Below are 26,677 nucleotides of genomic sequence, written 5' to 3'. Positions count from 1 at the left end.
CAATGCCTGATCTCGTTTTATCCCCAAAGCCAATTACTTGAAAACAAATACTAAGTAGAAAATATGAGAAAAGACGAAAAACAATACCGTTGGATACTGGCATCAGTCATGGTACTAGCTCTCTGGGCCAGTAGTTGTGAGTCCGAATCAGGAGATGATATCACAGAAGAAGAATCACTGACCTACTCCCTACACCTAAACAGTGAGTCGACTACACTACAAGAGGGTGACGACCCTATTGTAGTCACCCTTTCTTTGGACCAAGTCAATCAGACCGGTCAATCCATCTCTGTGGACATCAAAACTTCTGGTACAGCCAAGGATGGAGAGGACTACCGTCTAGCCAAAGAACTATCCATCGCAGATGGGGATCAATCCGCTACGCTACAGATAGAGATCGTCGATGACGAAATTCCCGAAGAAGAAGAATCACTGACTATAGCCCTCAACGAGGATCTAGCAGATTTTCTAACCCTCGGCGATGACACCTCTCTCGATTTTTCAATCTCAGACAATGACAAAGAAGAAGAGGAAGAAGAGGTCACTGACCCCAACGGAGAACAGGACGAAATAGACATCTCTACTTTGGCCAGCAAGTTTTATCACACGGATGCAGTGACCGTGACCTATGACGACACCTGGGTGACAATCACTACCAAAGACCTGCCAGATCACGAGAGCATGTACTACTCGGCCAATGACCCACTGTATGCGAGCTACAATGAACCTAACAACCCCGATTTCTACAAAAATCCTGGTTCGATCGAGGAACAAAACATTGTCTTCAAGTTGCCCCGGTTCCCAAAAGAAGCAACCATAAAGGAATCGCCCGGTCTCGGGCCTATGGGAGTCGCTATCAACAGCGTCGTGTTTTTCAACCAAGAAGCTGGTCCTGGAGACGATATATTCGAAGAGGTCAATACATTTGATCAATACGAAGGGCACCCCGCCGGAGATCAATACCACTACCACATCGAGCCAATATGGCTCACTGAACTCAAAGGTAGCGATGCCTTCATGGGTTTTCTCCTAGATGGCTTCCCTGTATATGGCACGCACGAAAATGGTGCAGAAATCACCAATGATGATTTGGATGACTACCATGGTCACTATGCTGCCACAGTAGATTTCCCAAATGGGATCTACCATTACCATATCACTACGGAGTACCCGTGGATCAATGGAGACGGCTACTATGGAGTGGCAGGAACCAAAACTCAATAAGAAACGTCCGTTCGAGTGAAATACGTTTTATATCTATTAGGAACAATATGCGCCGCATGTGTATCATGCGGCCCCATATCCCCCTCTCGCGTAGAGATCCCAAACCGCTACGTCTGGGCATATGAGCTTACGATGGATCATCAGGGCTTCAGTTTTCTGAAGGACAGTTTGTACAGTGGCTATACGATCGAAAAAGACCGAAACGGAAACCTCAAAAAAAAATCTCCCTACCTCAATGGAAAGATGGAAGGGACTATGATTGGCTACTACCCCAGCGGAGACACCCTATATACTCGGCCCTATCATTTGGGAGAAAAACACGGCATACACCGAGGCTACTATCCAAACGGAACCCTTCAGTTTCGCTATATTTTCGAAAACGGATTTAGCCAAGGACACCACCAAGAATGGTACGCCGATGGGTCTCAAAAAATGGATCTCCACTACCTAGACGGGAAAGAAAGAGGCCTACAACGCGTATGGCGGCCTGACGGCAAAATGAAATCCAACTACGTCGTAAGAGAAAACGGTAGAAAATATGGATTCCTTGGACTCAAGAGGTGCTCCAAAATAGATAGTGAAACCCAAAACATCGAACCATACACTGGTGTACTCACCACCGAAACACGCCCATGAAACACCTCCCACTCCTCATGATCTGCTTATCGGTATGGGCTTGTCAGTCCTCTCCCAAGCGACTCAATACAGAAATCGAATTGCCTTTTTATGTAGAAGAGACTTTCACCCCTACTTGGGTTGAAGAAAATACCGAGGAGTACGTGCAGATTCATAGGATCGCTCCATTTTCATTTCTAGACCAAAACGGAGACACAGTCAGTGAACGAAGTGTCAAAGGGAAAATCTATGTTGCCAATTTCTTCTTTTCGATATGTCCTGGGGTTTGCCCCAAAATGACTCGAAACCTCAAACTACTACAAAAACAATACGGACAAGACGATCGTATCATGATCCTCTCGCATAGCGTGATGCCCTGGGTGGATTCGGTCCAACGCTTGCACGACTATGCCGAACTCAACTCCATTCGCTCTCCCCAATGGCGCCTGCTGACCGGTGACAAAACCATGACCTACGACCTTGCCCGCAACTCCTATTTTGCAGACGAGGGTTTTGGCAAAAATGTCACGACAGAAGAGGATTTTCTCCATACCGAGAAGCTGGTTCTCATCGATGACCAGCGCAGGATCCGTGGGGTATACAATGGTACACTACCCCTAGAAGTCAAGCGCATGATGGAAGATATTTCAACCTTGTTGGATTAGATTTGGAAGCATGAAAAGCTTCCAAAAAGAAATCCGTCTCCGCGCTCACGCTAGAGGTTTCCACCTCGTCACTGAAGAAATCATGACTCAGTTTCCAGAAATTAGAAACATCGAGATCGGTATCTTCCAGGCCTTCATCCAGCACACTTCAGCCAGTCTCACCATCAACGAAAACGCGGACCCGACAGTGCGGGATGATTTCGAATCACACATCAACGTCATGGTCCCCGAAAATCAACCCTACTACCTGCACAACTACGAAGGGGACGACGACATGCCAGCACACATCAAAGCATCACTGATGGGTAGCTCTGTCTCAATACCAATCTCTCACGGTCAACTCAACCTAGGTACCTGGCAAGGCATCTATCTCTGCGAGCACCGTGATCACGCTGGGGCTCGGCGACTAATTTTGACCGCTCTCGGAAGTTGATCAACCCACCAATTGGTTCATATTATTTTTCTGACATATATTTAAAAAAAACTATTTCAAACCAATCTCATAACCATGATTATAATTGGCATTATTCTATTTCTCGTAGGTACAATCTTCTACTTCCTGAGACCCCAACTATCCGAAGAAAACATCTTTGAAGGAGACCAAAAAGTTCGCGCCAAAGCCCCTCCATTTTTGCTGATGTTTTCGCAGCGTCTCGCAGCAGCCATAGCAGCAATAGGATTATTCATTGCTTTGACTCCCTACTTGTTTTTTTGGGCAGACGCTACAGAGCAGTACTTTTTGGTATACCCTACCGGAAGCACTAGTGTGGTGACCACCCAGGGCATCAAATTCAGAGGCTTTGCCAAAATCACTCCTTGGCAGAAATACATCGATGTGAAGGTCATAGATGACGGCAGAAAAAATCAAGATATCGAAGGCGCCATGTCTCCTATTCCGATCCGATTCATCGATCAAGTCACAGCGACTGTCTACATTTCATGTCGATTCCAGTTGCCTTTGGACGAAAAAAGCTTTGAAACCTTGGCCATCAAGTTTAGAAGCATGTCAAACCTAGTCAACAACACTCTGGTGCCAACGGTACGCGAACAAACCAACAACACGGGCTACATGTTTGCGGCGCAAGATTACATTTCGGGAGAGGCACAGAGCTTTCGGCAGACACTAGACGAACAACTCAAAGACGGTGCCTACGCCGTAGAAAAACTCGAAAACAGAGACACTATTTATCTAGACATCCAAAATGAAGGAGACCGTATGATCAAGGAAATTCAGACTTCCTACACCGTAAACAAAATTTTGATCAATGGGGTCCCCAAAAGGATCTCTCATGAAATCACCGAAAACAATATCATCGTATCGCAGGTGATCGTCGACGATGTGGTACTAGAAAGTACCTTCAAGAAAAGGCTCGAAGCACAACGTGACGAATCTGCCAAAAGACAACTCGAACAGCAAAAAATAGAAACAGCCAAATCCTCACAACAGCGAATCATCGCAGAGGGAGAACGAGACAAAGCTGCCGAGCGTGTCACGCAAGAAAAAGAGCAAGTCAAACAACTCATCGCCATCGAAACGAAGCTAAAACAGGAAAAAACCAACAAGGAACTGGCCGCTATCGCACTGGAAACCGAACGATTGAAATCACAGCAAAGAAAAGTCGCAGCAGAAGCCATGGCCTATGAAAATGCCAAGTTGGTCTCTGCAGGACTGACGCCACAAGAAAAAGCCGAATGGCAATACAAAACCTCTGTAGGGGTAGCGAAAGAAATCGCCAACATCCAATTCCCGCAGACCATGATTACTGGAGGAGGAGACGGTGGAGGGACTCCGCTCGAATCATTGATTGGTGCTGCGATGGCAAAGCAACTACTCGGCAACTCCAAAGGAAAATAACACTACTTCCAAGTTGCGCCATAAAAAAGAAAAAGCCCACGGTGACCTCTCATCACCGTGGGCTTTTTACTACAATCAGTTTGTTGTTGTTATTGCAATCTGATTTTTTGGGTTGTAATATTCTGTCCAACTTGGATCTGTACGATGTAGATCCCCGATTGTAAGCCCAGCTCAGCACTCATGAATCGAATTCGGTTTTGTTGGCGCTCCGCTGTGAGCGCAAGGCTGAGACTCCCAGAAAGGTCATAGATTTTAGCAGTGACCACTTCATTGGTTTCTGGGTAGCTCACATAAAAATCCTCATTGGCCGAAAGTGGCACAGGGTATATCGTGAGATTTTGTGTCTGACTTGCTGTCCCAAAAGCAACCTGCTTGACATTGAAAAATTCGTTTTTCCCATCATAATCCACCTGCTCCAACTGATAGAAATAGACTCCCGACAAGCCTGGGTAATCCGTATAACCATAGCGCTGTATGTCGTTGGTCGTCCCGTGCCCATCTACCGTATAGATCAACTCAAAATCTTCGCCATCGTCCGAACGATACACATTGAAACGGTCGTTGTTGATTTCAGTCGCTGTCTCCCAAGTGATAGATACGCTGTTCTGATCTGCAGAAAGGACAAATGACATAAGCTCGACAGGCAGAGATGGGTCTTCTGGTTCAGGCGCAGGGGCAGGTGCTGAAGTTACTTCATCTTCGTCCCCAATTCCACAGTCATCACCAGGACAATCTGCAGTAGTTGCAGACACACTACCTGAACCTGTAATTCGATTCCCATCACTCTCAATGCTCAAATTTCCATCAACGGCAAGTGTACCATCTACATTCGCACTTGCCCCTCCAGCTATGTTCATGTCACCACCGACACTTACCGTTCCAGATCCAGCACTTATATCCAATCCTCCAGAACTAGCCAAATCAAAATTCCCAAAAACATTCATTGATCCTCCCTCACCGATTTCAAAAATCGGGCTACCTCCTGTCACAGAAACACTCCCAATATTAAAATCACCATTTACTAAAAAGCTTTGTGTCGTAGTGATAGTTAAGGCATTGGTAATTGTAAAGGTAGCCGTAGAACCAATATTAAAAGTTGTTCCGCTTCCACCACTAGCTTTCATTGAACCAACTGTAACATTTCCTAAGATGTCTATCGTTTGATTACTATGAGCATAAGTAAATTCACCACTTACAGCAAGAGATCCACTTTCAGCGACAATCAAGGTAGAGTTATTCCCTCCCGAAACTGTAAAGTCCCCATTTTGAACCTCTACACCGCCATTGATTGCCACAGTGGCTTGTGCTGATACTTTAAAGTCACCACTAGTTTTAACCAATGAAGAACCTTCTTCAACTGTAAGCACATTCCCACTTCGATTCAGGTTCGTTTCCCCAGTCGTAACCGTAACAATACTATTTGACCCAATCACTAAAGTTCCTATGTCAGGATTAGGGTAATATGCCTGTCCAAACGTTAAGGAGTTCACAACAAGACTAGAGTTAATCGTCACATCATGTGAGACGGTGACATCATCTCCTGTTCCTGGCACTGCACCTCCCCAAGTAGCTGGATCGTTCCAATCGCCACTCTGAACAGATGCAATGCTACCTGCATACCCCACATAAATCGCTGAAATCAGCAAAATTGCTGTCGCTATAATTTTTCTCATCTTGATTCTCTAAATGCTATATTGTAAGTCTTTCTGAACTCACCATCATACTTACGGGCTGGATGTGCAAAATAGATTCAAAAATTGTAAAAAAAAGAGACAATTTAGATGAATGACCGTTTTGGTGCGATCAATTCATTTTTTCTTTTATAGGGCTAGGTGATTTACCTATACATAAGAAAAAGTTGCTTGAAACAACATTTAGGAACATCCCCTACTTCATCCCTAAACCACTGGTTATTAGCTTTCATTCCTTCTAACTCTTCTTTCAACCCCTAACGGTATTGAACTATTCTAAGAATGCAAGCAGGGCGTTTACATCCTCTTAATGCGCTTCTAGCCAGTTGTCACCCACCCCCATCCCGATCTCCATCGGGACGTCCAGTTGGATGGCGTTTTTCATGAACTCCTCCACTTTGGTTTTGAGCAGATCGAGCTCGTCGACGTGCGCATCGAAGACCAATTCATCATGTACCTGCATGGTCATCTTGGACTTGAGTTTTTCTTTTTTCATCCAATCGTGGATGTTGATCATTGCGACCTTGATGATGTCTGCCGCGCTCCCTTGTATCGGGGCATTGATGGCGTTTCGCTCGGCATAGCCGCGCACTGTAGCATTGCGAGAGTTGATGTCTCTTAGGTAGCGTCTACGCCCCATGATCGTCTCGACATACTCGTGTTCCTTGGCCTGGTTGACGGTATCGTCCATGTAACGCTTGATCCCTGGAAACTCCGTGAAGTACGCATCGATGATCTCCGCAGCTTCTGTACGACTGATGCCTATGTTTTGGGATAGCCCAAACGCAGAGATGCCGTAGATCAGGCCGAAGTTGATCTCCTTGGCCTTGCGGCGTACGTCGGGTGTCATCTCCTCCATTGGTACTTTGAATACCTTGGAGGCAGTCGTCGCATGGATGTCTCGACCGTTTTTGAACGCATCGATCATACTTTCGTCTTTGGCGAATGCCGCAATGATACGCAACTCGATCTGTGAGTAATCCGCTGCGAAGATTTTGTAGTCCTTGCTCCTCGGTACAAATGCCTTGCGGATTTCTTTGCCCTTGGTCGTTCGGATCGGGATGTTCTGCAGGTTGGGATTGTTGGAGCTAAGACGACCCGTCGCTGCGACCGCTTGGCGGTAGTCTGTATGGATCAGGCCATCCTTTTTGCTGATCAGCAGTGGCAATGCATCCACGTAGGTGGATTTGAGTTTTTGGTATTCTCTAAACTCCAAAATGCGCTCGGCGATCTCATGTTCGCTGGCGAGTTTGGAGAGGATTTCTTCTCCAGTTGCATACTGTCCTGTCTTGGTCTTCTTGGGTTTCTCGACCAATTTCATTTTCTCAAACAATACTTCGCCCATCTGCTTGGGAGAGTTAATGTTGAACTCCTGCCCCGCCAACTCAAAAATCTTGTCTTGCGCAGTGATGCTGAGTTCGTTGAGATCCTTGGACATCCCGCCGAGTACTTCAGTATCGATCTTGACACCTGCATATTCCATGTCTGCAAGCACAATACTGAGTGGTTCTTCGACCTCATGCAGCAGTTTGCCCAAATTTTGCGCTTCTATGTCTGCTCCGAGTATTTGTCTGAGTTGCAGTGTGATATCAGCATCCTCTGCCGCATAGTCTACGACTTGCTCGACAGGAATGTCGCGCATGTTGAGCTGTGACTTGCCTTTCCCTATCAGTGCCTCGATCGGGATACAGGTATAATTTAGATAGTTCTCCGCCAGCACGTCCATCTTGTGTCGAGAGTCTGGGTCGATGAGATAGTGAGCGAGTAGGGTGTCAAACAATTTTCCCTTGACCTCCACACCGTAGTTCTTCATCACCTGAATGTCGTACTTGAGGTTTTGTCCGATCTTGACGATGGATTCAGACTCTAGTGCTTCGCGCAGCTCCTCTACGATGGCTTGTGCTTCTTTTTGATCCGCGGGGAACGGCACGTAATATGCCTCATGGGCCTGATAGGCAAAAGCAATCCCCACGAGTTCGGCTTCTTCAGGGTTGATACTGGTCGTCTCTGTGTCAAAACAAAACTCCTCCTGCATCAACAGGTATTTCGTGAGTGACTTTCTGAGGGCTGGCGTATCGATGAGATGGTAATCATGTGCTATGGTGGTGATGTCTTGCTTTTCGACGGGCAAGCTCTCCGCTACTGGGTCGGTTGTATTACTACTGTCCACCGCACCAAATAGCCCCAACTGTGCCGTCGGAGCAGCAGCTGCTTTCTTTTTGGGTGTGGTGGCAGGTGTAGGGGCCGATTGTCCATCGTCCCCGAAGAGCCGCTTGAGCATTGTACGAAACTCCAGTTCTTCAAATATCTTTTTGACAGCCTCCTCGTTGGGTTCGCAGTGTTTGAGGTCTTCTTCGTCAAAGGCTACAGGCACGTCGATTTTGATGGTGGCAAGCTCCTTGGACAATACCCCTTGCGCACCGAACTCCTCGACTTTTTCTTTCATCTTGCCTTTGAGGTCTGCCGTATTTTCGAGTAAGCCCTCTACCGAACCGTATTGTTTGATGAATTTGATGGCGGTTTTCTTTCCGACCCCAGGGATGCCTGGAATGTTGTCTGCTGCGTCTCCTTCTAGTCCGAGCACATCGCGTACCTGATCTACGTTATCTATCTCAAACTTAGCAAGTACTTCGGGGATGCCGAGTACATCTACGGCATTGCCCATATAGGCGGGCTTGTAGAGATAGATATGCTCCTCTACCAGTTGCGCATAGTCCTTGTCAGGTGTCATCATGAACACTTCGAAACCCTGGCGCGCAGCTGCCTTGGCAATCGTACCAATGACGTCATCCGCCTCAAATCCGTCCATCAGCAGGATTGGAATATTCATGGCTTTGAGTATGTCCTTGATCAGTGGAGTGGCCGTACGGATATCCTCTGGCGTCTCTTCGCGATGCGCCTTGTATTCGGGAAACTGAATGTGGCGAAAGGTCGGCGCACTCGTGTCAAATGCAACACCAATGTGAGTAGGTTTTTCCTTTTTCAAAATCTCCAACAGAGAGTTCATGAAGCCAAAAACTGCACTGGTATTGACTCCCTTTGAGTTGATACGCGGGTTTTTGCTAAACGCAAAATGGGCACGATAGATCAGCGCATAGGCATCCAGCAGGAATAATTTCTTCTCAGGTTTACTCATGAGGTAAAAGTAAGCAACCTAGCCAATGCAAGTCGGCGGATACTGGAAAAAAGTTGTTGTCAAAACTCTCCACACCGCCAACTTTAGCCTAAAAAAGACAAGGCTTTCAAACACATAAGATTCATTTTTCTGGCAGATCCAAAAACGGAATCAAATGCCCCGCATACTGAACGAGCCATGCCAAAAAGAACGACCAAAACGTACAAAAAATCCACATATACTTGAAGATGTCTGCTTTTTTGCCTCCAAAGGCATTGGCAATGAGTGCCCCACCGATCGGCATAAACAAAAGTGGCGTCATAAAAGCAATCCCAGGCACACCATACTTTTGCCAAATCCGCACATACTGGCGCGACTTCTTGGAGAAGATGTTGCGCTTCTTTCGGGTCAAGTAGGATTGAGCCTGGTGACGAATACGTGTCCCAAAATAGGTGACGATGTAGACGCTGGTCATCATCCCAAGGGTCGTTAGTGCCCCCGTGACCAAAAAATGAAAACCATAACTCATCCCCAGTACAGGTCCGAAAATCACTTTGAGTGTACTGCCAAGGTAGACACTGAGGTATTTGAGTATTTGCGCCATCATAAGTCCTGCGAAGTAAAACAAGATTGTTGTTTGATATCTACGAAAATCCATGAATTTTGTGGTCTGAATTGGTATTTATGAATAAAACAGATTTTGAGTTGCTCCAAGCTCTCTGCGAGGTCTTCGCGCCATCTGGCAATGAGCTCGCCATGAAAGACTACCTCATCGAGTATGTAGAATCCCACAGTGCTCAATGGAAGACACGCCCTGATGTAATTCATGGTTCGGCGTTTCAGGATTGTGTCATCCTGAAATTTGGCAAACCACGAACGGCTATTTTCGCTCACATGGACTCCATCGGGTTCACCGTGCGCTATGAAAACCAGCTCGTCCCCATCGGTAGTCCAGAAGCCGAAACGGGCTATGAACTCGTCGGCGAAGATGCCATGGGCCCCATCGAATGTCGGCTCAAAGAAGAAGACGGCTACTTGTTCTATGATTTTGGTAGAGGAATACAATCCGGTACAGAGCTGGTCTTCAAGTGTGACTTTAGAGAGACAGAGAACTATGTCCAATCCTGCTACCTCGACAACCGCCTTGGCATCTACAACGTCCTCAAGGTCGCAGAGACTCTCGAAGACGGCTTGATCGTATTCAGCTGTGGCGAAGAGCATGGCGGAGGCAGCGTTCCCTTCTTGTGCAAGTACATATATGAGCATTTTGGCGTCAAGCAAGCACTCATCTCAGACATCACTTGGGTCACCGAAGGGGTACAACACGGCCAAGGAGTCGCCATATCTATGCGCGACATGAGTGTCCCTCGCCGCTCCTACATCGACCGTATCCTTTCGCTAGCTAAGCAATCCAACATCCCCTATCAGATCGAAGTGGAGCGTAGCGGCGGCAGTGATGGCAGAGAGATCCAAGCCTCCCCTTACCCCATCGATTGGTGTTTCGTCGGGGCACCTGAGGACCATGTCCATTCGCCCGACGAAAAAGTTCACAAAAAGGACATACAGGCGATGATCGATATGTACAAATATCTCATGGAGAACCTTTAAATTGCAGCCACAAAACAAGTAGGATATGGTCCAGATTCAGGATAAGAAATTCAAGAAATACCTCTCCAATGAGGAAATACAGTCGATAGTCAGAGACTTGGCACAACAGATAAGCCAAGATTATGCGAACAAAGAGGTCGTCTTGCTCGGCATATTGAACGGCTCCTTCATGTTCCTGTCAGATCTAGTACAAGAAATGTCCATCGATCCCGAAATCAGTTTTCTTAAACTGGCTTCCTACTCAGGAGAGGAATCCACAGGCAACGTCAAACAGCTCATCGGACTGGACGAAGACCTAGATCAAAAACACGTTTTGATCGTGGAGGACATTGTCGATACGGGCAACACACTAGAGCACATCATTTCTTCGTTGGAAAACGAAGGCACTGAGTCTGTCAAAATTTTGACTCTCTTTCACAAACCCGACATGTATACCAAAGACATCACAGTGGACTACATAGGCAAATCCATTCCCAATGATTTTGTCGTGGGCTATGGCATGGACTACAACGGCCATGGACGGACGTTCAAGGACTTGTACCAAATGCTTTAAATCAGAACGTATTCGTCTATTCGGGCTCGACAAACAACGAGTGCTACTCCTCAAATTTACCCTCTTTATCCACCCCAACGAATACATAGATGGTGCGTATCGTCTACTCCATCCCTTTTTTATTATATTTGACCCCTTTTTGATAGAAGCCTATAGGCACATACTGATACAACATGCTAAACATCGTATTATTCGGCCCTCCCGGTGCGGGCAAAGGGACCCAGAGTGAAAAACTCATTACACAATATAATTTGGCTCACCTTTCGACAGGAGACCTATTTAGAAAACACTTGGGAGAAGGCACTGACTTGGGCAAACTCGCTCAAAAATACATGGACGATGGCAATTTGGTACCTGATTCTGTCGTGATCGACATGGTCAAGGACAAAATCGCCTCAACTTCAGAAGCTAAAGGCTTCATCTTTGATGGATTTCCACGTACCGTCCCACAGGCAGAGGCACTAGACCAGATGCTCAACGAATTTGAAACATCAATCAGCGGCATGGTCGCACTAGATGTACCAGACGACGAACTTAAGAAAAGACTCCTCGACAGAGGCAAAACGTCTGGCAGGGCAGATGACCAAAATGAGGACAAGATCAACAACCGGATCAAGGTCTACAAAGACGAAACCCTACCGGTAGCCAAATTCTATGAAGGCCAAGGTAAGTTCAATAAAATCCATGGAGTAGGATCCATCGACGAGATCTTCAACCAGATACGTACAGTAGTAGATCAGTTCTAATCCACCCGGACAAAAGACACATGCGAAGGTTGTCTCAGAAGCTTCATGCTTTTGGGACAACCTTTTGTATTGTTAAACCCTCATTTTTACGTTCTTTTGCAATTGGCAACACAACAGCGCCAACGCACCACAATAGTCTATTAAAATAAACCCATGGCATCATCCAATTTCATTGATTACGTAAAATTCTGTTCGCGCTCAGGAAAGGGTGGTGCAGGATCGGTTCATTTCCGTAGAGAAAAGCACGTCCCCAAAGGCGGCCCAGATGGTGGCAATGGAGGCCGTGGAGGACACGTCATCTTGCGGGGCAACACACAGCTGTGGACTTTGCTACACTTGCGATACAAAAAACACGTCCTCGCCGAAGATGGCAACCCAGGCGAAGGAGGAAAGCGATCCGGAGCAGAAGGCCAAGACGTCATCCTCGAAGTACCTCTGGGTACCATAGCCAAAGACGCAGAAACCGGAGAGGTCATAGCCGAGATGCTCGAAGATGGCCAAGAAATCATCCTAACCCCTGGCGGCCGTGGAGGACTAGGCAATGACAACTTCAAAACCGCTACCAATCAAATCCCCTACTACGCCCAACCCGGTGAGGATGGGCAAGAACATTGGGTCGTCCTGGAGCTCAAAGTACTCGCAGACATCGGACTAGTCGGCTTCCCTAATGCAGGAAAATCGACACTACTCTCTGTCCTGTCAGCAGCCAAGCCTGAGATCGCAGACTACCCTTTCACTACCCTCGTCCCCAACCTCGGAGTAGTAGGCTACCGAGACAATAAATCCTTCGTAATCGCAGATATCCCTGGGATCATCGAAGGAGCCTCAGAAGGCAAAGGTCTCGGAATACGCTTTCTGAGACACATCGAGCGCAATTCTATGCTGCTCTTCATGGTTCCTGCAGACTCAGACGACATCCAAAAAGATTACGAAATACTACTCGGTGAACTCACCAAGTACAACCCAGAGCTACTGGACAAAGAACGCCTACTAGCCATCACCAAATCCGACATGCTAGACGAAGACTTGATGCAGATGATGAGTAAAGAACTTCCTAAGGACATCCCCTCTTTATTCATCTCAAGTGTGGCACATTTCAACCTCGACAAACTCAAAGACATGCTTTGGGAAAAACTCAACTGACACAACTGACGAATGGACGGTTTGACTCCTTATGTGCTTCAAACCAAGACATATTGACACGAAAATCACATTGGCAAAGTAATTGACTGGATATGTGAGCATTTAATTTTTGACACAAATGGCAAAAGGCGAAAAAAAAGCAGACAAAAAGTCTCAAGACATAAAAGAAGAAGTGCTAGATCAAGTGGAAGAAACCACCGAAGCACCAGAGGAAAAAGTAGAGGAACAACCTGAGCTCTCTACCGAGGACAAATTGAAAGCAGAGTTGAAAGAATCCCAAGACAAGTACTTGAGATTGTATTCAGAATTTGAGAACTTCAGAAGAAGGACTTCAAAAGAGAAGTTGGACTTGATCAGTACTGCCAACGAAAGCTTGCTACAAGCCATGCTACCGGTGATAGATGATTTCGAAAGAGCCGAAAAATCAATGACCGAAGATGCAGACCTCAAATCTGTCAAAGAAGGCGTGGATTTGATCTCGACCAAATTCAAAGGCATATTGGAAGCCAAAGGGATCAAGGTCATAGAGGCCGAAGCAGGCAGTGAGTTTGACCTTGAAAAACACGAAGCGATCACTCAAATACCAGCCCCTACCGAAGAATTGAAAGGCAAAATCGTAGATGTCGTCGAAAAGGGCTACACCCTCGGCGAAAAAGTGATTCGATTTGCCAAAGTTGTAACAGGAGCATAACATGGCAAAAAGAGATTATTACGAAATACTGGGACTGAGCAAATCAGCTACTCCCGAAGAAATCAAGAAGGCCTATCGCAAAATGGCCATCAAGTTTCATCCGGACAAAAATCCAGATGACAAAGAGGCTGAAGAGAAGTTCAAAGAAGCCGCAGAGGCCTATGAGGTGCTCAGCGATGCAAACAAAAAACAACGCTACGATCAGTTCGGTCACGCCGGCATGGGCGGAGCATCCGGTGGCGGAGGTTTCGGTGGCGGAGGAATGTCAATGGATGACATCTTCTCCCAGTTTGGTGACATCTTCGGTGGCGGAGGTGGTGGCGGTTTTGAGAGCTTCTTTGGAGGCGGTGGCGGTGGTCGTCAGCGCAGACGCAAAGGCACCAACCTACGCATCAAACTCAAATTGTCCCTCGAGGATATTGCACATGGTGTAGAAAAGAAAATCAAAGTAAACCGATTGGTGGCTGCCGATGGGGTAACCTTTCGTACTTGTCCACAATGTCAGGGCTCGGGGCAAGTTCAAAAAGTAGTCAATACCATGCTGGGTCAGATGGTCTCTGCATCAACCTGTCCGTCGTGTAACGGTGCAGGCCAAACCATCGACAAGAAGCCTCCAGGAGTAGATAGCTCAGGGTTGACCTACAAAGAAGAAGTCATCTCAGTCAAAATCCCCGCTGGCGTAGTAGAAGGGATGCAGCTCTCCATGTCCGGTAAAGGAAATGAAGCCCCAGGTGGCGGTGTGCCTGGTGATCTATTGATCGTCGTAGAAGAAAAAGAAGAGGAAATCCTCAAACGTGACGGCAATAACATCGTCTACGATCTCTACATCAGCTTTGTAGATGCAGTGTTGGGCACTTCGATCGAGGTACCTACCATAGATGGCAAAGTCAAAATTAAAATCGATTCGGGAACCCAAAGTGGAAAGATCCTACGATTGAGAGGCAAAGGGATAAAGGACCTCAACGGATACGGCAAAGGTGACCAGTTGATACATGTCAATGTATGGACTCCTAAAACCCTCACCGCAGACGAGCGCGAAAAACTCGAAAGCATGCGTGAATCGGACAACTTCGCTCCCAATCCATCTAAAACAGACAAAGGCTTCTTCGAAAAAATCAAGGAATTCTTTTAACAAAGCATCCCGTCAAGAGAGTATGGAAAAGGACTAGAATTTTTGATTCTAGTCCTTTCGTTATATTTTCGAGGTTTGAATCAAACCAGAAAGTTCTGTTTCCCGTACGTACACTCATGTTAAGGATTCTATTGGTTGCTTTGGCAGCATGTATATGTGGATTGGAGGGACATTGTCAACTGAAAAAGTTTTACACTGTCAAGAATAACGTCTCCTACGATACGGTTGACTTTTCGATGAAAGCAACCTCCGGCACATGCTTTGTCAAACCCTCCCATCACCACGACCCCCTCACCATCTACGGCAACCCTTCTTTCTCAGAAGTCAACCCTACCTTCAATACCACCGTTCGTCAATCCACCAATTACGTCACTCTCGAGCTCGAAGACTACAACAAAAAAGGACTTAGTCATGCCATAACCTACAACGTCTTTGGCAATGATGACAATCGTGAAGAAAAAGACTTTTGGAAAGTCTACTTGACAGATCAAAAAATATACAACCTCAAACTCACCTATGGTGTAGGAGACAGCTACATCAACCTTTCGGATGTGGCTGTGGCCAATTTCAAGATCGAATCAGGCAGCGCAGACGTCAACATCAAATACGACGAAGGCAAGCGAAACCGCTGTCTGATGGATACTTTTTCGGTCGCTGTAGACCTAGGCACACTCGTCGCACAAAAAATGCACTTGGCTCAAGCCAAAAACGTCATCGCAGAGGTCGGGTTTGGAACAGCAGTCCTGGATTTTGGCAAGGGCATGACACAAAAGTGCAAAGTCAATGCTAGTGTAGGAGCCGGCACTCTCAAAATCTTGATCCCCGAGTCCGAATTTCCCGCCATCATTCATTTCAAAAGCTCCCCCCTATGTAAGTACTCTCTCGAGCAAGGCTTTGAGCAAATTGAAAAAGATGTCTACGTCAACAAAGCCTATTCTGCCGATGCAGACAACCTCATGGAGTTTGTCATCGATGTAGCACTTGGCAACATCACCTTCGAATACATCAAATAAACCAGAATCCTCGAACAGAAATTTTTGTTGCAGATTTTTAAGCCCGTCTTAGACCAATAAATCCCTCATGATGTAATAAATTCGAGTGAATCGATACTAATTCCATGTATTACTTAATTCACTTGACTTGAACTTAATAGATATCCGCAACATCTCTAAATCCTATGGCAACCATCAGGCCATAGAGGAGATTTCATTCGAAATTCCCGAAAACAGCATATTCGGATTGCTAGGACCCAATGGAGCGGGCAAAACCACCCTCATCCGGATCATCACTCAGATCATCATGCCCGACGCAGGGGAGGTCCTCTTCAAGGGAGCCAAACTAGAGCCCGCCCACATCCGAAAAATCGGTTACTTACCCGAAGAACGGGGGCTCTACAAAAAAATGAAAGTAGGAGAGCAGCTCCTCTACCTTGCGCAGCTCAAGGGAATGGAAAAGTCCGAAGCTCTCAGCAAAATCAAATATTGGCTCAAAAAATTGGAGATCAACTCCTGGGTCAACAAAACCATCGAAGACCTATCCAAAGGCATGCAACAAAAAATCCAGTTCATTGCAACTGTTGTGCATGAGCCTTCGCTGATCATCCTAGACGAACCCTTTTCGGGCTTTGACCCAGTCAATGCCAATCTCATCAAAGACGAAATCCTCGAACTCAGAGAGAAGGGCACCACGGTGATTTTCTCGACTCACCGTATGGAATCTGTCGAAGAACTCTGTGACGATATCGCCCTGATCCATCATGCAAAAGTGATTCTCTCTGGATCCAAGGAAGACATCAAAAACCAATACCGAGACAACATCTTCGAACTGGAGTACCTAGGCACAGGCATGAGCCCTATGGAAAACGTAGAAGTCCTCACCAACACGACCGTAGGCGATACAACCCGCACAGAAGTCAAGCTCTCGGGAGGACTCAGCATCAACGAGCTCGCCTCCTTGGTCATGAAGGACAATGCGCTGATCTCACTCAACGAAAAAATCCCCTCGATCAACGACATCTTCATCTCTACTGTAAAGCCTGCCAATCATGAATAAAATACTCCTCATCATCAAAAGAGAGTACATCTCTCGCGTCAAAAAGAAATCATTCGTCATCATGACAATCCTAGGTCCTCTGCTATTTTCGGGGTTGTTCGTCGTGCCAATATGGCTAGCCACACGTGACGCAGACCACAAGGTCATCGAAGTATTGGACGAGTCTGGACTCTTCGGAGAGGAGTTTAAAAGTGATGACGAAACTACCTATGTCTACATCTCATCAAACCTAGAAGACGCCAAGGCAGCCCTCAACTACAATGAGGTCTTTGGACTGCTCTATATCCCAGATATGACAGTCGAGACTCCTTATGGAGTCAAATTCTATTCGACACAAAACCCTGGTATCGGACTCCAAGGCAATCTAGAAAAGAAACTCCGAGACCGTATCGAAAACATCAAATTGATCAACTCTGGACTCAACCAGGAGTTCCTCGATGGCTTGAAAGCCCACGTACCTGTACAGACCGTCAACCTGTCCGAGTCAGGTGCCGAGAGCGAGAGTAGTACAGGAGCAGCGACTGCTGTGGGGTATTTGGGAGCCTTCTTGATCTACTTCTTCATCTTCCTCTATGGAGCACAAATCATGCGGGGTGTGATCGAAGAAAAAACCAATCGCATCATTGAGGTGATCATTGCATCTGTCAAACCATTCCACTTGATGATGGGCAAGATCATCGGCGTAGGCAGTGTCGGTCTCACGCAGTTTCTCCTATGGGTCGCACTTTCTAGTGCCATTGTCTCCGGCGTCAGTGCCGTACTCACCAGTGACATGACACCAGCGCAGATGGAGAGTTTATCAGAAGCCAACCAGTCACCCATGATGCAGTCCAACAATTCGCAAGCTCAGGAGGTCATGCAAAAATCGATGAATGCCGTCGGTCAGATCAATCTACCCCTTGTGATTGGCTGTTTCGTTTTCTATTTCATTGCGGGCTATTTATTTTACGGAGCGCTGTTTGCCGCAATCGGGTCGGCTGTCGACAGTGACGCTGATTCACAACAATTCATGTTTCCCGTGACAATTCCTCTTATCTTTTCGGTAGTCGTACTCTCTGCGGTGATCAATGACCCACACGGTACAATGGCTTTTTGGCTTTCGCTAATTCCCTTTACTTCGCCTGTGATCATGATGATGCGTATACCCTTTGATGTCCCTGTATGGCAGATTGGCCTATCTATGATCTCTATGATCGCTGGGTTTATCTTTACGACATGGCTAGCCAGTAGAATCTACCGAGTCGGTATCTTCATGCACGGCACCAAAGTCAATTACAAAACTCTCGCCAAATGGTTTATGATGAAGAGCTGAGCCAGCGGGCAAATAATTTAACATTTTAGATTTAGACAATGTCGAGTTTGTCCTTTCGGACAAAATCATACCGCGGAGCACAAGTTATCCTCCGTTTTATGCTGGCTCGACCATACTCATATATATATGATAGAAGTAGCGATAGCCCTGGTCAACATCCTGCTAAGCCCCTTTGGCTTGATTCTTTTCTTCATTTGCTTTTCGGGCCCGGCCTATTTCATCCCTGACGGCACCAACACCAGCAAGCTCAAAGTAAAGCCCTATGCCGTTTACATGATCCTATACACTGTCTCCGTACTTGGGATCAGTTATGGGGCAGGACATGCCCTTTCTACTGATTTTGACCTCTGGCATGCCTACCAGCCCAAATACTGGTGGTTGTCAATCATCGGGTGGTGCGTGACGATAGCGACACTCAAGACCTATTTTTCAGGCATGGAGGGCAACATCATGGGCTTTATTTTCTTTCCAATGATCACCGTAACCTCTCTCGCCCTGATAGCTATCAATGTCTCTGACCTTTTTTCTTTCTCCATCGACATCTCCGCACCCCATGTCAGTTCACGCTATTTTTGGTTGGGCTTTGTAGGACATGCCTTCATGCCGTTGCAGCTCCTGCTTTTCGCCAAAGAAACCCAAAAACAAGAAGCGGACGGAGAGCAACCAACCCAAGAGCAACATGCCATTCCTATATTCGCCGCATTGATTTTTCAGATGCTACTTTTTGGCCTGCACTGGATCACAGCAAAATTCTTTGGGGAGGGGCTTACTTTCGCTCAGTTTTTTGGTGAAGGACAGAGTCTACTGTACTTCGTACCCATGCTAGGCGGAGGCCTCTATTTCCTCATGAGTACGCTTGTCGCAAAAGAAAATCGAAGCGGTTCTAAACTGTGGTCTATTGTAACCCTCCTTACCCTCGCCTTTGGTGTTTTGCAGTTGTTCAACTACATCCATATGCTCAAGGAGTGGTTTTAAACCTTCGTTTCGTATCAGGTTATTTGAGCAAAAAGAGAGCAGCCCTATCAGCTACTCTCTTTTGATTATTTAAAAAGGAATTGGGAATTCCCTGGACGATATGCGACATCTACCACTTCTTGTTCTCCAGTGGAAGGGATCACTTCTAGCTCTTCATCCCCACATGAGGAAAAGCCAACAAGGCTTAAGCAAAACACTACGCTTATTAACAGTTTCTTGGTCATGATTGATTTTATTGATTCAGTTCAAGAAACAACAAAAAAACAAGCCACACAAACTTACCAGAAAAGAAACCCTCAATCGTCTTCATAACACTCATCCTATCTCTATGATACAATTGCCCAAGGTCTACTTTACTCGTAGCGTTCTATACTTCCGATATTCTCGAAGACAATGGCATCCACCTCACCTGAAACCTTGAGACCACTCCCTGTAGAATTGTTGTCTTCTTCGACCTCAAAGGAAAACTTAAACATAACCTGACCTGTCGACTCATCATAACTTAGGTCACTGGTAGACAAGTTGAGGATGTCATTTTGTAAATCATTCGTCTGCATAAATTGATCATAAATTTCAAACACCTTCAAATCATGCGTCACTACGTTTTTGTAAATCCTAATAGATGACAAAGTATCAAAAGCAGGAGGGTCCGCTACGGTCAATGTGAAATTCAGATCTACATAGGAACTTTGGTACACGTCATCTGGTGCACTAAGGAATCGCCTCAATTCGAAAAAATAAAGTTCAGGCCCCTTGGTGACGACATTGAACTCTCCCATCCTGTCTATGGGTAGAAACTTGAAAGATGAGGTGTCCTGAAAGGCCTCATCATCTGGACGAATCCCTTCCAAGTATATTTTCACATCCCCAAACTTCGTCAATTCATCAAAGCCTACCCCATTTTGACCGTCTACACCGTCACGACCGTCGATACCGTTTCGACCATCTGAACCATCCTCACCAGCTGGACCGGGATCGCCTTCGCCAGAAATACAGCCAGCCAAAGTCATGGAACATACTGTAATGAGGAGGGAATAAATTATTCTTTTCATGCTTTCTAAAGTTGATTATTCTATAAATCTAGGGGATAAATCCCTGTATACAAGACACTTTGCATTTTATCCATTCAACACACCTCAAAATATATAATTATTCATGAGGGAGGTAGATCGTCTAACGAATCGTAGGATAGGGTAGCCTATACTTATAAAACAAACGCACCGTAAGCCATCGGCCTACGGTGCGTCTTTATCTTGGATAGGACTCTGCTATCTTAGTGCTCTGGGTAGGTCAGGTCGAACCTGTCCAAGTTCATCACTTTGTCCCATGCTGCCACAAAATCATTCACGAATTTCTCTTTCGAATCTGCTTGTGCATAGACTTCTGCCAAAGCTCTCAGTTCGGAATTGGATCCGAAAATCAAATCTGCACGGGTTGCGGTGTACTTCGCTTCCCCTGTCTTTCTGTCCAAGCCTTCAAACTCCTCTTGGGTATCTGAGGTAGTTTTCCATGCGGTACTCATATCGAGTAGATTGACGAAGAAGTCATTACTCAGTGCATCCGTATTGTCTGTAAAGACTCCGTCTGACGACCCGTCATAATTAGCACCCATAGAGCGCATACCTCCTACCAAAACAGTCATCTCTGGTGCACTTAGTGTCAGCAATTGCGCCTTGTCAATCAACAGTTCTTCCGTTGGGATCTTGTATCTCGTCTTTAGGTAGTTTCTGAACCCATCTGCCATCGGCTCTAGCAATCCAAAAGACTCCACGTCCGTTTGCTCCTGGGTCGCATCCATACGTCCCGCTACGAAGGGGACTTTCACGGCATAGCCTGCATTGGCAGCAGCCTGTTCGACCCCAACCGTACCTCCGAGGACAATCAAATCAGCAATAGACACTTTCTTTGCACCCGACTTGGCGTTGAAATCGCTTTGGATCTGCTCATATACTGTGAGTACTTTGGCCAACTGTGCCGGATTGTTCACTTCCCAATCCTTCTGCGGTGCAAGACGGACTCTAGCGCCATTGGCTCCTCCACGTCTGTCTGACTCACGATAGGTAGAGGCAGATGCCCATGCCGTGGTGACCAATTCTTGGATAGACAAATCAGATTTGAGAATTGTCGATTTCAAACTAGAGATATCTGTGCTAGAGATCAATGCGTGATCTACCGCTGGAATTGGGTCTTGCCAAATCAAATCTTCCTCTGGTGCTTCAGGTCCCAAGTACGTTGTCTTTGGTCCCATGTCTCTGTGCGTCAATTTGAACCACGCACGTGCAAAAGCCTCGTTGAATGTTTCTGGGTTTTCGTAAAACCCTCTCGCGATCTTTTCGAATGTCGGATCAAACCTCAAAGACAAATCTGTCGTGAACATCGTAGGCTTGTGCTTCTTCTCCGAATCAAATGCGTCTGGCACCAGCATCTTAGGGTCTTTGGCGACCCACTGGTGAGCACCTGCAGGGCTTTTGGTCAATTCCCATTCGTTTTCGAATAGATTGAAGAAGAACAAATGACTCCATCTCGTAGGAGTAGAGGTCCATGTCACTTCCAGTCCGGAAGTAATCGCATCTGCTCCTTTTCCTGATTTGTAATCGCTTTTCCATCCGAACCCTTGCTCTTCGATAGCTGCGGATTCTGGGTCATCGCCTACATGCGTAGCAGGCCCTGCTCCGTGCGCTTTGCCGAGGGTGTGTCCTCCTGCGATCAGCGCAACAGTCTCTTCGTTGTTCATCCCCATGCGGCCAAATGTTGCACGGATATCCTCTGCCGCCAATAGCGGATCAGGGTTGCCGTTCGGGCCTTCTGGGTTCACATAGATCAACCCCATTTGCACAGCTGCTAATGGATCTTCTAGTTCACGGTCTCCAGTATATCTTTTGTCATCAGACAACCATGTCTTCTCTGCTCCCCAGTACACATCTAGCTCTGGCTCCCATGTATCTTCTCTACCTCCAGCATAACCGAAAGTCTCAAATCCCATGTCCTCTAGTGCGACGTTGCCCGTCAAGACCATCAAATCTGCCCATGAGATTTTATTGCCATACTTCTGTTTGATCGGCCAGATGAGCCGTCTCGCTTTGTCCAAGTTGGCATTGTCCGGCCAGCTATTGAGCGGAGCGAATCGTTGCTGACCAGAGCGTGAGCCTCCGCGCCCATCAGCTGAGCGATAGGTCCCAGCACTATGCCACGCCATACGGATAAACAAGCCGCCATAGTGCCCAAAATCGGCAGGCCACCAATCTTGAGAATCCGTCAATACTACTCGAATGTCTTCTTTCAGTGCTTCGTAATCCAGGCTATTGAACTCCTCGATGTAGTCAAACTCTTCGCCCATTGGGTTGGACAAAGTAGAATGCTGGCGAAGGATACTTAGGTTGAGTTGGTTGGGCCACCACTCACTGTTGCTAGTCGCATTCATATTCGACTTGCTCTTTCGGGTAGCGCCCGAATTGCCGTCGGCATCCGCAGTTTCATGTCCTGCTTTCTCTTGGCAGGCTGGCAATAAAGCCACCAAGGCAAGAAGCGAGCAGAAGGCTATCATCTTTTTCATATACATAAAATTTAGTTTTTGGAATTTTATGTAAATGTCAACCTTCAGCACTGGCCATGCCTCCGATTCAAAATGCTTTTTTCGATCATGATATCGATGTTGTCTATAAGAACAAAAGAATACACTCGATATTTTATCAAAAAACAAGCAAACAAATCAACATCATCTATTGATCGAGACAAAAGCTAAAGTGCTTTAAACGATAAGAACCATAAATAAAATGCCTCCGCATGGCCGCTCCCAGACACTCGATGGCCAAACACTTCGCTCTACATAAAGTAGCGCATCCACGTCATATTTAGTCCAAAATCCTGTGTCTCAATACTCCCATCACATTTGAATGCTTAGAAATCCTTGTTGAGTTTGACGGCTAGCGAAGCGGTGATAAAAAAGTTGCTGTCAGAGAGTACCTCGCCGTTGTTGAAGATGTCATTTGGGCTACTGAAGTATCGGCCTTCTACACGACACATGACTTTCTGGTCAGGCTGGTAGTCGAGATTCCAAGAGACGCTGGTGGTCTTGAACCCCAGACCGCTGTCTGTCGACACAGCAATCTGCTGTGCATCGTTGAAGTACTCTCCACGCACAGCCGTGCCCCACTGGTCATCGATCTGGTAGTGCAAAATCGCTACCGGAGCGATCCAACTGTCGTAAGTAGAACTCTCTTTGGCGGTCTGCTGCCATCCCACATCTACGCCCGCGATGAGGTCTAGTTTGTCGGATAGTTTGAATGTCCCGAAGATGTCGTTGAAGTAGCGCATGCGTCGGGTCGCGTCTGGATCGTCCGACCCGATGAAGGTGCTCCAATTGAGGAGAATGTTGTCATTGGGCATATACTGTATCTGTGAACCAAATGCCGGCAGACTGTTGCCATCGACACGCTGGATGTGCTGCCACCCGTTGGAGACGAGCGCCATGAAAAGCCACTGATCCGAGGGAGTGTAGGTCAACTTTGCCCCAGAGAGGAAGTAAGGAGATTCCTCCGCAACCAAAGAGCGAGTTAATGTATAATTGTCCATCGATACGGCACTTTCGAACCCCAAGTTGGAAGCAAACACCCCTGCATCAAGCCAGAGACTACCCGATGCGTTGAGAGCTACGCCTGCGTATGCCTCGTGTAGATGCTGGAGCAGGTCTTGCTCTGGACTGTAATTGTCCTGCGCATAGGTGCCTCCCTGCAATGTCACCACGGCATGGTAGCGATCATTCTCTACCGCCATTCGGATCAGGGCGAGATTGATGTTGAATTCGTTGTGACGGTTGTGGTTGTAGAAAAACGACTGACGATAACCTTGTGTCGGTCGATCAAAATCATAAGCATAATATGCATCCACAAAAGCACTGATGGATAGACCCAAATCGCTGTTTTCTTCCTTGTCCTGTGCCTGAAGGGCATGGAGTATCGTGAGACTCAGGAGTAGACTGAGTGCTCCTATTTTTCTGATGTTGTTCATGTCGGTTTTATAAAATGTCGAGTTTGAAATTAACCAAAAGGCAAGTTTGCAACAAACAAAATCGAAAAGGATGTCATATTATTTTATGCTATTTAACATTAAAAAAACATGCTTATAAAACAGCAAGGGTACAAGAGGGCATTCTACAATCAGTCTTCTACCAAGAACAACAAGACAATAAATAAACACTTGTTGATATTTCTAAGTATCATCTTTCGATAATCCAAACAGTATCACTACCTTAGCCTCGTGTTAGACTTATTTTAAAGCAATTTTGAAATCTTATACAACCATTTTGTATTCACAAGCATGTGATTCGAATACAAGAATAGATTGAATCCTCTCAAGAGAAATATATAAACCACCCCCCTCCTCCACCTTTCTTTTATCCTGCTGTAGTTGACTCACAAATAACAATTTGCTGATTCAGTCCCACTACCATATCCCAATACTCTCATTCTAACTAACTCAAAACACAGCACCGTTTATGTTCGGATTAACCCAAAAAAAATCCACTCATACCAACTACCTCAAACAAGCCATTGACACATCTTGGGCATTTATTGAATTTGCTCCTTCAGGTGTCATTTTGGATGCCAACGCCAATTTTTTGCAGACCCTCGGCTACTCTTTAGACGAAGTGGTAGGAAAGCATCACAAGATGTTTTGCGTTCGTGAGTATACCTCTTCAGTCGATTACAAACAGTTTTGGAACAATCTGGCTGCAGGACAATCGAATTCAGGGGAATTTGTCCGTACAAAAAAAACAGGGGAACTAGTTTGGCTACAGGCCTCATACACTCCTGTTTTTGATCAAGATGGAAAAGTCGAAAAAATAATAAAGGTAGCAGTCGAGATCAGCGAAATGGTCACTACTCGGCTAGAAAGCAACTGGATGAAATCTGCTATTGACACGGGATGGGCGATGATAGAGTTTGACCCCACAGGTCTAATCACCAATGCCAATGACAACTTTCTCAAAATTTTTGGTTACTCCTCTCTTCAAGAAATCAGCAAAAAGCATCATCGAATATTTTGTGATACAACACTCACCAACTCCACCTCCTACTCAGATTTTTGGGCAGAACTCGCTCAAGGCCGCGTCAAAGCAGGAGAGTATAAAAGACTAAATAAAGAAGGGCAAGAGGTCTGGCTATATGCCAACTATACCCCCGTAAGAGACACCAATAACAACGTGGTAAAAATAATCAAGATAGCCTCCAATATCACGGATTCCGTACAGAACAAAGAAAACCTCAATGCAATATTGAAAACCAAAATCCATCAATTGAGTACAGAACTAGCACAAGGCTCTACCGCGATGGATGGCAAAATCAACGAAATGCGAATCAGTGTAGAAGAAGCTTCTTCTGCTATCACACAGATATCGATGGGAGCACAAGATCAATCCAGACAAGTGGATGAAATATCACGACTGCTCAATGAAATCAAAGCTTCGTCCAGCAAAACCAACCACAAGGCTCACAACATCAAAACGGTAGTAGAACAAAGCACTCAAAAGGCACAATTAGGAGGAGAGACCATCCAATCTGTCGTCAGTAGCGTAAGTGAAATAAACAACGGTACGGAGGACACACAAAAAGCCATCGACTCATTGGCACACCTCTCCAATGAAATCACAAAGATCGTCGGAGTCTTGTCTGGCGTGGCTACACAAACGAACCTTCTAGCCCTCAATGCTGGAATAGAGGCAGCAAAAGCTGGAGATGCAGGGAATGGCTTTGCAGTAATTGCCGAGCAAACCCGAATCCTAGCTGAAGAATCCAAATTGAACTCCAAGAAAATAGAAGGGGTAATACACAGTGTCTCCGAACACATCTCTGGAGTCATCGCGTCAGTGACCAAAATGAAAGGAAATGTACAAACGGGAGAAAAAGCAGCTCTCCTAGCCAAAAATGCCTTTGATGAGATCCATAGCAGTATTTTGAATACTTTCGAACAAACTTCGCAAATTGAAATTGCGGCTAATTTTCAAAACGAATCTATAGACAACTCGGTGCAATCCATTGAAAAAATAGTGATTGTCTCTGAAGAAACTGCCGCTGGATCCGAAGAGTTGGCATCTTCTACTACACAACTTAATTCTGGGATTGGAGACATATCCGTGTCTAGCAAAAGAATGAATCAAATAGCACAAGAACTCTTCGAGGTTATCTCTAGTATCAACCGAAGTAATTAGTGAGAGAGACATCTAGCTTCTACGCTCAATCGAACTAGGTTTCGAACCGAGTCGGTTGACTTCTTAAATACCGGATGGACAAACGTTCAAGAA

22 protein-coding genes are annotated in these 26,677 nt (G+C 46.1%); 16 read left to right on the top strand and 6 right to left on the bottom strand.

Going from position 1 to position 26,677, the window contains the following annotated elements:
• Positions 1–63 precede the first annotated feature (63 nt).
• From BFP72_RS18305 to BFP72_RS18285, 5 genes are all read left to right on the top strand, one after another.
• Positions 64–1,224: a YHYH protein gene (locus tag BFP72_RS18305; protein ID WP_099600523.1), complete on the top strand. Its 1,161-nt coding sequence runs from the start codon at positions 64–66 to the stop codon at positions 1,222–1,224.
• A gap of 15 nt (positions 1,225–1,239) precedes the next feature.
• Positions 1,240–1,860, top strand: coding sequence for a toxin-antitoxin system YwqK family antitoxin (locus BFP72_RS18300; RefSeq protein ID WP_143520129.1), 621 nt, complete (start codon positions 1,240–1,242; stop codon positions 1,858–1,860).
• Positions 1,857–2,504, top strand: coding sequence for an SCO family protein (locus BFP72_RS18295; protein ID WP_099600521.1), 648 nt, complete (start codon positions 1,857–1,859; stop codon positions 2,502–2,504). The genes BFP72_RS18300 and BFP72_RS18295 overlap by 4 nt, the downstream gene beginning before the upstream one ends.
• Positions 2,505–2,514: 10 nt before the next feature.
• Positions 2,515–2,937, top strand: a complete 423-nt coding sequence (locus BFP72_RS18290) for a secondary thiamine-phosphate synthase enzyme YjbQ (protein WP_099600520.1) — start codon at positions 2,515–2,517, stop codon at positions 2,935–2,937.
• A 75-nt stretch (positions 2,938–3,012) separates the two neighbouring features.
• Entirely contained in the window at positions 3,013–4,359 is a 1,347-nt protein-coding gene (locus BFP72_RS18285) for a hypothetical protein (RefSeq protein WP_099600519.1), read from the top strand.
• A gap of 89 nt (positions 4,360–4,448) precedes the next feature.
• Here BFP72_RS18285 and BFP72_RS18280 read toward each other — a convergent pair whose 3' ends face one another.
• The 3 genes from BFP72_RS18280 to BFP72_RS18270 all read right to left on the bottom strand — a co-directional run bounded on the left by BFP72_RS18280 (position 4,449) and on the right by BFP72_RS18270 (position 9,823).
• A complete protein-coding gene (locus tag BFP72_RS18280) occupies positions 4,449–6,032 on the bottom strand; it encodes a T9SS type A sorting domain-containing protein (RefSeq protein ID WP_099600518.1) in 1,584 nt (527 codons plus the stop codon).
• A 325-nt stretch (positions 6,033–6,357) separates the two neighbouring features.
• Positions 6,358–9,186 (bottom strand): DNA polymerase I, encoded by a 2,829-nt coding sequence (gene polA, locus BFP72_RS18275; RefSeq protein ID WP_099600517.1) that lies wholly within the window; start codon positions 9,184–9,186, stop codon positions 6,358–6,360.
• Between the two features lie 121 nt (positions 9,187–9,307).
• Entirely contained in the window at positions 9,308–9,823 is a 516-nt protein-coding gene (locus BFP72_RS18270; RefSeq protein ID WP_099600516.1) for a hypothetical protein, read from the bottom strand.
• A gap of 26 nt (positions 9,824–9,849) precedes the next feature.
• Between BFP72_RS18270 and BFP72_RS18265 the strand changes: the two genes are divergently transcribed.
• The 10 genes from BFP72_RS18265 to BFP72_RS18220 all read left to right on the top strand — a co-directional run bounded on the left by BFP72_RS18265 (position 9,850) and on the right by BFP72_RS18220 (position 19,377).
• On the top strand, positions 9,850–10,773 hold the full coding sequence (locus tag BFP72_RS18265) for a M20/M25/M40 family metallo-hydrolase (RefSeq protein WP_099600515.1): 924 nt from the start codon (positions 9,850–9,852) through the stop codon (positions 10,771–10,773).
• 25 nt (positions 10,774–10,798) lie between these two features.
• The gene (gene hpt, locus BFP72_RS18260; protein WP_099600514.1) at positions 10,799–11,326 is read left to right on the top strand and encodes a hypoxanthine phosphoribosyltransferase; all 528 of its coding nucleotides are present in this window, start codon (positions 10,799–10,801) and stop codon (positions 11,324–11,326) included.
• Between the two features lie 173 nt (positions 11,327–11,499).
• Positions 11,500–12,072, top strand: a complete 573-nt coding sequence (locus tag BFP72_RS18255; protein ID WP_099600513.1) for an adenylate kinase — start codon at positions 11,500–11,502, stop codon at positions 12,070–12,072.
• 153 nt (positions 12,073–12,225) lie between these two features.
• Positions 12,226–13,215 (top strand): GTPase ObgE, encoded by a 990-nt coding sequence (gene obgE / locus BFP72_RS18250; protein WP_099600512.1) that lies wholly within the window; start codon positions 12,226–12,228, stop codon positions 13,213–13,215.
• A gap of 118 nt (positions 13,216–13,333) precedes the next feature.
• Complete coding sequence (locus BFP72_RS18245; protein WP_099600511.1) at positions 13,334–13,906, top strand: nucleotide exchange factor GrpE; 573 nt, start codon at positions 13,334–13,336, stop codon at positions 13,904–13,906.
• A 1-nt stretch (position 13,907) separates the two neighbouring features.
• Positions 13,908–15,038, top strand: coding sequence for a molecular chaperone DnaJ (dnaJ, locus tag BFP72_RS18240; protein WP_099600510.1), 1,131 nt, complete (start codon positions 13,908–13,910; stop codon positions 15,036–15,038).
• A 116-nt stretch (positions 15,039–15,154) separates the two neighbouring features.
• Positions 15,155–16,051 carry a hypothetical protein gene (locus tag BFP72_RS18235; RefSeq protein WP_143520128.1) on the top strand — a complete coding sequence of 299 codons (897 nt, stop codon included), beginning with the start codon at positions 15,155–15,157 and terminating at the stop codon, positions 16,049–16,051.
• A gap of 127 nt (positions 16,052–16,178) precedes the next feature.
• Positions 16,179–17,090 (top strand): ABC transporter ATP-binding protein, encoded by a 912-nt coding sequence (locus tag BFP72_RS18230; protein ID WP_099600508.1) that lies wholly within the window; start codon positions 16,179–16,181, stop codon positions 17,088–17,090.
• A complete protein-coding gene (locus BFP72_RS18225; RefSeq protein WP_099600507.1) occupies positions 17,083–18,402 on the top strand; it encodes an ABC transporter permease in 1,320 nt (439 codons plus the stop codon). Before BFP72_RS18230 ends, BFP72_RS18225 begins: the two co-directional genes overlap by 8 nt.
• A 126-nt stretch (positions 18,403–18,528) precedes the next feature.
• Positions 18,529–19,377: a hypothetical protein gene (locus tag BFP72_RS18220; RefSeq protein WP_099600506.1), complete on the top strand. Its 849-nt coding sequence runs from the start codon at positions 18,529–18,531 to the stop codon at positions 19,375–19,377.
• A gap of 353 nt (positions 19,378–19,730) precedes the next feature.
• Here the strand turns inward: BFP72_RS18220 and BFP72_RS18215 are convergent, their stop codons facing one another.
• From BFP72_RS18215 to BFP72_RS18205, 3 genes are all read right to left on the bottom strand, one after another.
• Complete coding sequence (locus BFP72_RS18215; protein WP_143520127.1) at positions 19,731–20,429, bottom strand: collagen-like protein; 699 nt, start codon at positions 20,427–20,429, stop codon at positions 19,731–19,733.
• A 221-nt stretch (positions 20,430–20,650) separates the two neighbouring features.
• Positions 20,651–22,930 (bottom strand): catalase/peroxidase HPI, encoded by a 2,280-nt coding sequence (gene katG / locus BFP72_RS18210; RefSeq protein ID WP_099600504.1) that lies wholly within the window; start codon positions 22,928–22,930, stop codon positions 20,651–20,653.
• A 344-nt stretch (positions 22,931–23,274) separates the two neighbouring features.
• On the bottom strand, positions 23,275–24,384 hold the full coding sequence (locus BFP72_RS18205) for a porin (RefSeq protein WP_099600503.1): 1,110 nt from the start codon (positions 24,382–24,384) through the stop codon (positions 23,275–23,277).
• Positions 24,385–24,871: 487 nt separating this feature from the next.
• On the opposite strand from BFP72_RS18205, the gene BFP72_RS18200 reads away from it, so the two are divergent.
• Positions 24,872–26,584, top strand: a complete 1,713-nt coding sequence (locus BFP72_RS18200; protein WP_099600502.1) for a PAS domain-containing methyl-accepting chemotaxis protein — start codon at positions 24,872–24,874, stop codon at positions 26,582–26,584.
• Positions 26,585–26,677 lie beyond the last annotated feature (93 nt).

The sequence above is a fragment of the Reichenbachiella sp. 5M10 genome (assembly GCF_002742335.1).
Classification (GTDB): Bacteria; Bacteroidota; Bacteroidia; order Cytophagales; family Cyclobacteriaceae; genus Reichenbachiella.
The sequence above is the reverse complement of the archived record's forward strand: the minus strand, read 5'-3'. Positions and strand labels throughout refer to the sequence as shown.

Coding starts and splice junctions, on each gene's coding strand:
- BFP72_RS18295 (WP_099600521.1), top strand. CDS start 1,857: ATGAAACACCTCCCACTCCTCATGATCTGCTTATCGGTATGGGCTTGT.
- BFP72_RS18280 (WP_099600518.1), bottom strand. CDS start 6,032: ATGAGAAAAATTATAGCGACAGCAATTTTGCTGATTTCAGCGATTTAT.
- BFP72_RS18225 (WP_099600507.1), top strand. CDS start 17,083: ATGAATAAAATACTCCTCATCATCAAAAGAGAGTACATCTCTCGCGTC.
- BFP72_RS18255 (WP_099600513.1), top strand. CDS start 11,500: ATGCTAAACATCGTATTATTCGGCCCTCCCGGTGCGGGCAAAGGGACC.
- BFP72_RS18290 (WP_099600520.1), top strand. CDS start 2,515: ATGAAAAGCTTCCAAAAAGAAATCCGTCTCCGCGCTCACGCTAGAGGT.
- BFP72_RS18200 (WP_099600502.1), top strand. CDS start 24,872: ATGTTCGGATTAACCCAAAAAAAATCCACTCATACCAACTACCTCAAA.
- hpt (WP_099600514.1), top strand. CDS start 10,799: ATGGTCCAGATTCAGGATAAGAAATTCAAGAAATACCTCTCCAATGAG.
- BFP72_RS18220 (WP_099600506.1), top strand. CDS start 18,529: ATGATAGAAGTAGCGATAGCCCTGGTCAACATCCTGCTAAGCCCCTTT.
- BFP72_RS18270 (WP_099600516.1), bottom strand. CDS start 9,823: ATGGATTTTCGTAGATATCAAACAACAATCTTGTTTTACTTCGCAGGA.
- obgE (WP_099600512.1), top strand. CDS start 12,226: ATGGCATCATCCAATTTCATTGATTACGTAAAATTCTGTTCGCGCTCA.
- BFP72_RS18235 (WP_143520128.1), top strand. CDS start 15,155: ATGTTAAGGATTCTATTGGTTGCTTTGGCAGCATGTATATGTGGATTG.
- dnaJ (WP_099600510.1), top strand. CDS start 13,908: ATGGCAAAAAGAGATTATTACGAAATACTGGGACTGAGCAAATCAGCT.
- katG (WP_099600504.1), bottom strand. CDS start 22,930: ATGAAAAAGATGATAGCCTTCTGCTCGCTTCTTGCCTTGGTGGCTTTA.
- BFP72_RS18305 (WP_099600523.1), top strand. CDS start 64: ATGAGAAAAGACGAAAAACAATACCGTTGGATACTGGCATCAGTCATG.
- BFP72_RS18285 (WP_099600519.1), top strand. CDS start 3,013: ATGATTATAATTGGCATTATTCTATTTCTCGTAGGTACAATCTTCTAC.
- BFP72_RS18205 (WP_099600503.1), bottom strand. CDS start 24,384: ATGAACAACATCAGAAAAATAGGAGCACTCAGTCTACTCCTGAGTCTC.
- BFP72_RS18265 (WP_099600515.1), top strand. CDS start 9,850: ATGAATAAAACAGATTTTGAGTTGCTCCAAGCTCTCTGCGAGGTCTTC.
- BFP72_RS18245 (WP_099600511.1), top strand. CDS start 13,334: ATGGCAAAAGGCGAAAAAAAAGCAGACAAAAAGTCTCAAGACATAAAA.
- BFP72_RS18215 (WP_143520127.1), bottom strand. CDS start 20,429: ATGAAAAGAATAATTTATTCCCTCCTCATTACAGTATGTTCCATGACT.
- polA (WP_099600517.1), bottom strand. CDS start 9,186: ATGAGTAAACCTGAGAAGAAATTATTCCTGCTGGATGCCTATGCGCTG.